Annotated in this window: 5 protein-coding genes; all 5 read right to left on the bottom strand. The window is 43.2% G+C overall.

Annotation, left to right across the window (positions count from 1 at the left end; all coding sequences use genetic code 11):
- Window positions 1-2,247 (bottom strand): TonB-dependent receptor (locus tag E1163_RS05255; RefSeq protein ID WP_221417938.1); only part of this gene is annotated, 2,247 nt, incomplete at its 3' end.
- 176 nt (window positions 2,248-2,423) lie between these two features.
- A complete protein-coding gene (locus tag E1163_RS31530; protein ID WP_155170232.1) occupies window positions 2,424-3,398 on the bottom strand; it encodes a FecR domain-containing protein in 975 nt (324 codons plus the stop codon).
- Window positions 3,399-3,673: 275 nt separating this feature from the next.
- Window positions 3,674-4,159 (bottom strand): hypothetical protein, encoded by a 486-nt coding sequence (locus E1163_RS05265; RefSeq protein WP_155170234.1) that lies wholly within the window; start codon window positions 4,157-4,159, stop codon window positions 3,674-3,676.
- 45 nt (window positions 4,160-4,204) lie between these two features.
- Window positions 4,205-4,639, bottom strand: a complete 435-nt coding sequence (locus E1163_RS05270; RefSeq protein ID WP_185155968.1) for an META domain-containing protein — start codon at window positions 4,637-4,639, stop codon at window positions 4,205-4,207.
- Window positions 4,640-4,691: 52 nt separating this feature from the next.
- A partial coding sequence (locus tag E1163_RS05275) for a trypsin-like serine protease (protein WP_155170238.1) occupies window positions 4,692-8,598 on the bottom strand: 3,907 nt, incomplete at its 5' end.

Genomic DNA, 8,598 nt, shown 5'->3' on the forward strand with positions numbered 1-8,598 from the left:
CCATACCCAGTTAGAGGAAAACCCTAACCGTTTGCTTAGCTGATAGTTGGCCGTTATTGCTAAATTATGTGGTCTGTCGTAGGCAGAAAGGTATTCGTACCCATCATTAACGCCTTCGATCTTCCGTATTGATTTCGAATATGTGTAGCTGATCCAGCCATTTAATTTGCCATGTGGCTTGCTCAGCATAAATTCTATGCCAGAAGCACTCCCCTTCCCAAACCTGAATTCCCCTTCCAGTTGCTTGTTTAATAAGACATCGGCATCGTCTTTAAAATCAATCTGACCTTTCATGTCCTTATAAAATACCTCTACTGACGTTTCCAGCTTATTGCCAAAAAGGTTCTGAAACAGCCCTATAGAGTACTGATCACATTTTTGTGGCTTTACATTAGGCGTAGATGGAACCCAAACATCCAAAGGAGTGCCGCTAAGGGTATTTGAGGCTAACTGCAGGTATTGCACTGATCTGGCATAGCCACCTTTCAATGACAGGTTATCCGCAATTCGATAGGTCATTACCAGCCTTGGCTCCAGGTTTATGAAAGTGTTAAATACGTCACCATTTTTGTAATTAGTCGAGTCTGTTACCTCATATGTATCATTAAAATTAAACAAAGCATAGGCCCCTACATTTTGGAACACGGAGAGCCTGAGTCCGGGATTGACCATCAACCGTCCATCCAAAAGCTTGCTCTCAGTACCCAGGTAAGCAGCATGCTCCAGGGCCTTGCTGTCTAAAGTTTCTATCTCTTCATAACTACTCTTCTCTTTCAGGCTCATTGCACCTGGATTAAATACATGTAAGGTGGAAGACAGACCAAAGGTTACAGTATGTTGTGGAGAAAGAAAATAATCAAAATCCATCTTTAGGGTACAATCCTGCAGACGGGCCTTCCAATTCATTTCATACCCTGTACTATCCACTCTTTGTCCAAGCTTATAATCGTATTTGCTATAGCTCAGGGACAGATTTGAGAAGAGTTTTTTGTTAAAGGAGTGGTTCCAGCGAAAGGTTGAGATAAAATTACCCCATGAGATATGGTCTGAATCCTTTTCAAAAGCAGTAGAAAATACGTCTCTTCCACGGTAGGCAGAAAAATAGACCTTGTTATTCTCATTAATTTTAAGGTTGGTCGTTAAGTTGAAATCATAAAAATAAAGAGCCTTAATTTCGTTTGTAAAAGGACGGAAAAAGACGTCGGCGTAACTCCTGCGGCCGGAAACCATTAAGGACCCCCTGTTTTTTAAGGTTGGCATTTCCAGAGTGAGCCGGCTTGCCAACAGGCTTACACCACCCTGACCGGAAATACGCTTGTTATTCCCGTCCTTCATTTGCACGTTCAGAAAGGATGAGAGCCTCCCTCCATAGCGGGCAGGCAGGTTGCCCTTGTAAAATTCCATGTTTTTGACCGCATCATTATTGAAGGTCGAAAAGATACCCATAAGGTGCGATGGGTTGTACACTACGGCCTCATCCAACAGTACCAGGTTTTGGTCGTAGCCACCTCCACGTACGCTGTAGTTAGAGCTCAGCTCCCCTGTCATCGATACACCCGGCAGTAGTTTAATAACTTTAAGAGGGTCCGCTTCACCAAATAAAGCCGGCACCTGCTGTATCTTTTTAGCCTCAAGCTTATTGTAGCTCATCCGGTTGACGGCCACATTATCATCAGGGCGGTATGCGGTGATCACCACCTCTCTCAGTTCTTCCGTCATTTCAGCGAGTTCCACGGACAAGGTGATGTCTTTATTTACCAGGACCTGCTTTTCTGTTATTTTATAACCTATATAGGTAAAAACCAATGTATAATCCCCTTGTGGCAGCGTCAGGGAATAGTACCCGTACAGGTTTGTTACTGCTCCCGTAGTAGTGTTTTTTAACTGAACAGTAGCCCCTACCAGTGTCTCCCCGTTTGCTTCATCCCTTACGTGCCCACTCACGGTATAGGATGTTTTCCCCTGTGGTTTACTCTTTTGTTTGAGGATGATCTGCTTCCCATGGAACTGATATTCCATATCCAGCTTTTCTGCGAGAATATCCAGCAGCTCCTTTACCGACATATTTTTTGCTGGCAAAGTAATTTCCTGGTTAAGGTTAAATTTTTTCTCATTATAAGAGAGGTGAACCGACTCCACCTTTCCCAGATTATCCAGTAACTCCCGGGCTGTAGTATTCCTGGTATCGAAATCTACTGTGACGCTAAGTTCATCCTGAGCTATAACAGCTACTGACGAAACAAGCATTAACAAGAGAATTAATAAGCCTCTGCAAAACTGTTGGCACAGCCCGGCCTTCTGCCCTCCCCAATATCCGGGCTGGGATAGTATACTATTAAGCAAAACATTTACAGGCCTCCGCTCTCTTTGAGCCGGAGTAAAAAATAAAATTTTCATGATCAATATTTTCTGTTGCTTCGTTTCTATTTTAAGATATACCCTTCTAAAACCTTTTCGTAACGGATATCCAGGGTAATAGAGATCACATCGAGCACTTCTTCAAGGCTCTGTTTTTCAAAGCTTGTGGTCAGTGATAGTGAATCGGTGTTTTCCAAAGTGACAGATTGGTTATAGTGGGCGGACAATACTATTGCCACTTCCTGCAATGGAGTATTTTGAAAAACGAGCACACCAGTTTTCCAGGCCAGGGCATTCGGATCAACAGCAAATTTGTTAATGTGATTATTGACCGGGTTTATTTGTGCTTTTTCCCCTTTGGTAAGTATTACTTCATTCGCGGGGTCTTTATCTTCCGAAAAGGATACTTTACCAGTAAAAACAGAGACAGAAGCCTCGCTTACCCGGGCGTTAATATTAAACGATGTGCCTAAAACACGCGTAACAGTTCCCTGCGCCTCTACTATAAATGGCCTTTCAGTGTCCCTTTCAACTTCAAAAAAGGCCTCACCCCGAAGGATGATTCTTCTTTCTTTGGTACCAAAAGTTTCAGGAAATTGAATTGTGGTATTCCGGTTTAGCCAAATAATGGATCCGTCGCTTAACGCTACGGAGTCAATACCTGACGCAGTTGACACCTCCATTAATGACGCATAGAAATTATGGTCAGGCTCCTGAAACCATTGCATTGCCAACCACCCAATACCTGTTGCAAAAACCAAAATAGCTGCGGCTCTGCCAATCCACTTCCACAGGTCAATACTACTGGGCGAAGAAACATCTTCACTTCTCAATATTCGCTGTTCGATATTTTCCCAGGCCTTGCCTACGTTCGGAGTATAGTCTTTATAAACTTCGCCAGAGGCTTCCCATATTTCTTTGAATTTTTCAAATTCTTGTCGGTTAGCCGGATCTTGCAACCATTTCTCCATTTGCCTCTGTTCTTCTTTTCCACTTTCTCCTTTGAGAAATCGCGGTATTCTTTGTTCGATATCTGTCACACTATTGTCGTTTATTTATAAGGCAGGAAATTCTTTAAGCACCCTAAACGTTGGATGGCTTTTTTTTAAAAAAAATGTCACGCGGAATGTACGCAAGGGATGTAAAAGGAAAAGAGATGCGGGAATAGAGGTAGAAAATTCGGGATTCCTCAGGATTTCCGCTAGATTCAAGAATATCCGGCCTCTAAGAAAAGAGAGTTATTTCAAAAGGTGATAAAACTGTCTAACCACATACTTTTGAAACAACTCTTTTTTAATCCCGGAATTCACTTAACCTATTTCTTAGTTAGGTTAAAGCTCCAGGCACCTTCTACAGACGCAGTCCTTCCGGTTTGTGTACCAGGGTCGGTTATGGAAAAGTTAAGCTTCAGATTCGGTTTGTTAATAAGAACCTGCACAATAACCCCGTCATTTCTCGTTATTGCAAAAGAGTTTGCCTCCGGAGTTGCGCTATTGAATGTCCACGAGCCGCTTTCTTTCCAGGGAGAGCTGCCAACCTGATAATTACTTGCTGTGTAAGTACCGCCATTAGTACCTGCCTGGTGGGTTATTATTAATTTAAAATCCTTGTAACCCGCAGTTCTATCTTCAGTGTGAAACAGTACAGCCTGCGCCGATCCATCAATCTCCCAGGTTCCTGAAAAATTAATACCTGCCTGATCAGGAGCCGACAATCCGGGATCATCGTCATTTTTACAACCCGATAAGGCTGCTATTACTACTAAAACTCCTACATTTAATATAAAAGATATTTTTTTCATTCTTTATTATCACTTTTAGATTTGATTAATTAAGCTAAGCTTGTATTAATTACCCTTCATTATTATCTCGTTTCCGGATGCCTCCGTCAGCACAAGATGGCCCCTCCTTATTTCATATTGGTAAGATTTATTACTCAGTTGCTCCAACAATTGCTGTTCAATATCAATATCGGAGCAAATCATCCTGGATGAAGAAATTGCACCAAACTTAACCAGACCATCTTTTAATGTAATGGTTCCTGAAAGCCTGTTACAGCCACCAAAACCACTGAGTTTTTCATTGATCAGATCCAGCTTTAATTCAGGGGGCTTGTAGGTAAACTTGTGACTTTCAAGGTTTCTTCCTCCCATAGAAGTAATAGACCACGATCTGCTTAACTGTTTTTTTACATTACCCTTAGATTCCATTTTTTGACCATCTACCGGCCCGGTGCTTCTGCATGATATAAATACCACAAGTATGAATAGAGTCTTTCTCATAGTCATTGGTAACAATACTCCATCCAAACGGACAGAGTATTGTTGCTTTATTTTATTTTACAATAAACCTTTGCAATGACACCCGTCCGTCCGTCTGTTTAATGATCAACTGATACACGCCAACGGGCAGTTTATCTGTGTTAACCATAAAGCGATCCTGAGTTTTTTGTACGCTCGTATTTAACGTAATACCCATAACGTTTATCACACTTACTGATTCTACATTATTCTTTGGAGTCTTTACGGTCAGCACACTACCTTGCTCAACCGGATTTGGATATATGTTGTGGGTCACAAGTTTATCATCCAGCCCCATGACAGCATCGGCCATAACCTTTACCACATTGCTATAGCCAGATGCCTCGCTGGCTTTAAATGCTTCAACCCGGTAGTAATAAGTGCCTGATTTTGAGACTTTATCCGTATATGTGACTGTATTAGCACCAACTGTAGCTATGACTTCCCATTTCTCCTGGTCTAAAGACCTTTCCACCCGGAACCCTTCCTCATTGTCTGCCTTTTCTTCCCAGGTAAGGGCCACGCCACTGACTGTTCCTTCTGCCACCAAATTAAAAGGTGCTTTCACCTCACCACAACCAAAACAGAACGTAATTTCCACTTCAGAAGTATAAGAACCTCCTTCAGCTTTACCTAAAACAACTTCTGAATTCCCATTGGTGAGTATTACTGTAGTACCCCCATCCCCAAACTTATCAGCAATTTTAAAGGTGTAATTCCCATCAGCAAGGCAATAATCTTCCATAATAGTAGAAAGCGCGTAGGAATATTTCGGGGATGTTATCACTACGGTTCCATTTCCGTCCAAAATTTGGTATGAAAAGTCATCCGGATATTCATCCGTTCTAATTTCAACACGCAAGCTGTTTAATGAGTTATCCATTGTTACATTGACACCTGCTTTTGCTGTATTACCGCTCTCACTTTTATCGGCTACCCCATTGACAGTAACAATTTGAAATATGAGAGTATCACTGCCTGCTGACACGGGCACTTCAACAGCAAGGTCAAGTGTTTTTCCCACTTCAATATTCAAACCATCAATAGAGGATGAGTGATCCAGACTTCCAAACCCGTAAGCGATCTCAAGTGCCGTAACAGGTGTGTTCCCTTCATTTGTAACTTGAATCAGTGCTGTAACACCTGGTGAAGCCTGGCATAAGCTTAGCTCCTCCCCACTTCCCGGGCTCAATACTGCTATGGAAGCATCAGGCTGGGCAACATACGGCAAGGTAAATTTTATTTCGGTTTGGTCACTAAAATGGGGTCCGACACTGAAAACCTGCTTTCCATTGGCATCCACACCCGTAGCAACAGCGCCTCCGTCACCAACATCATCTAATAGCCTGAAAGTGTAAGTACCTTCAGCCAGGCACAGCACCTCTTCCTTCACTGTATTGGTATGCCCTTCTTCAAATGCCCCTGAGGCAACCACTTTGTCGCTGTCATTCACTACCTCCCAGGAAACTTCTTCAGGATCTTTATCCAATTTAACTTGTAGTGTTAACTGTTCCTGATCAGTAGGCAACAACATTTCAAAGCTTTCACTACTTGAGTTATTCGTAGTATTAACATCTGTATCGCCACTACCATTTACTGAGGCTATATTTACTTCAAATGAATTGTTACCCTCTACAAATGGGAAGTCGTCCAGTACAACTGTGCTGACTGCACCGGACCGAAGAGGCTCTCCTGAGTAGTCATAGGTCAAAGTAGCAGCTCCGGAAAGACCGTAGCGCAGGCTAAACTGATTAATCGTTAGCGAATTAACGTTTTTAACCTGTACTGTGACCGGTTGCTTCACATCACACCTCATTTTATAATCCCCTACGACCGGACTCATGATTTCAACAGACGCATCTGTTATGTTTTCATAAGGCAATTTAAAACCGAAAGGTAACCACCCTTCAGAAAATAAGCCTGAAACCTTAGCGACTTCAAAATCTCCGGATTCAGCATTGATGGTAAAGGTGGCTTCTCCCGGATCTTTTAGCCCTTCACCGGGCACCCCTCCAGGACCATTGGGGTTTGGTTCCACATCAGCAAACACAAAGAAATAGAACCCTGCAGGTAAACAGATGGTCTCCTTATAGATCTCTCCCGATTTATATCCATCGAATGATTCTCCTCCATTACCAGAATATATTATTTCAAGCTGTTCATCGGCGATGAAAAAACCATTATCACCAGATTCACTATCAAAAACCATAGAGAAGGTCATCTGATAGCCTTGTATCAAACTAAAATCAACCTCAAGGGGTTCACTGTTAGTAGGATTACCATCTAGCTCATCATTTACAGATACTACTTCCACTGAGATAGAATGGCTGCCCAAATCTCCAAAATCTATGGTCGGCCCTGACAGCTTTGTTGATCCTCCTACAGCCAGCGGGCTACTGCTCAGGTCATAAACTATAGGGGTGGTGCCCAGATCAGATGCGAAGCTGAGTTTAAGAGAAGTGATTTCTGATGCGCTGCTGTTCCTTATGCTGACTTCCGGGGTCACAGTATAATCCGTACCACATATTGCCAATTCTTCATTGTTCGAAATATTGGCAATTGAACCTAGTGTTACGTCATTGGCCGGCACCTCAGATACGTGTGAGCCGGGAGTAGCACCGGAAGCAGAATAAGCCTTCACCTCCCACTTTGCAAAGGAGCTTTCTAAAAAACCTCCGGAGTTACTTTCCCTGACAAAAGATTTTCTGGTTACTATTGAGTTAGTATAATCCCAAAAGAATTCAGCCGTTACATCTGCGCCGGTTACCCCGTACTGGTCGATGGTGTATCCCTCAACTGTTTCTACCAAACGCACTACGTCATTACCATCAAAATCAAGAGTTGCATTAATAAGGTCAGGGATTTCTGAAGAAAAATCAGACCCCCAGGCGACCTCAAAAGCTGTTTGTGAGATCACATATGAAGCTTCGGGTGCCAGGGTTACCCCAGAAAGGGATATGGTAACCGGTGCCTCAGGCTTCGCATCGGTATAGACTTTTATCGCCACGTTATTCAGGTTATAACTTTTTTCCGAAGCATTGTATATTTCAACATACTTTGGCAAATCTCCTGTCTCATTTCCCTCTACTATTTCGCTTATAAACAAGCCTTCATATTTGTTATTAACCACTCCGGAGGTTTCTGCAATCCAGCCGGCAAAGTATGAGACCCTGGCATAAATACCGGGAGCTGTAGCCTTTGCACAGCCTTCACCCCAGCTTGTGGCACCAGCCAGCAAATAACCAGTGCCGTCAGCATTAGGAACCACCAATGGACCTCCACTATCCCCCTGACAGGCATCTACCCCACCTTCTTTTGTATCTCCCGCAGCGAGCATAGTTTCAGTAATAGCCCCATTGTATTCGAGCGAATTGGCTGTTTCATTGGTCACGATCGGCACATCTACCGACATCAACACATCGGAGGAATTTCCTCCTGACTCCAACGTGCCCCACCCTGAAACGGTAGCTATTACACCTTCATTGATCAACCCGTTGGCCTCATCTGTTTTGGTAATATAACCAACTTTTTGCGCTTTAGGCCCACTCAGATCCAGAGGTTTTGCCAAACGAAGAAGTGTAAGGTCGTATCCCTCTTCCGCACTTACATAGCCAGGATACATGATGACCTCTGCAACATCGATAAGCTGCCCTCCGGCAAGGTCAGTCTTATCCGTACTTCCGGCCAGCACCTGAATTGCTTCTGCAGTAGTCCATTCTACACAATGGTTAGCCGAGACAATCCAGTATTCATCAATAATGGTACCCCCACAAAACTGCGCCCCATTGGACTTATTGATCAGGGCTACCTGCCAGGGACGCTTCGAAATATCTACCTGGGTACCCCCAACGATCCTTGGTTTTCCTTCAACTCTATCTCCAAGATTTACCCTTTGGGCAAAGCCGGCACTTGAGAGAATGGAACTAAATAAAATAGTTAGT

Origin of the sequence: Fulvivirga kasyanovii (assembly GCF_009711405.1) — a bacterium.
Taxonomy (GTDB): Bacteria; Bacteroidota; Bacteroidia; order Cytophagales; family Cyclobacteriaceae; genus Fulvivirga; species Fulvivirga kasyanovii.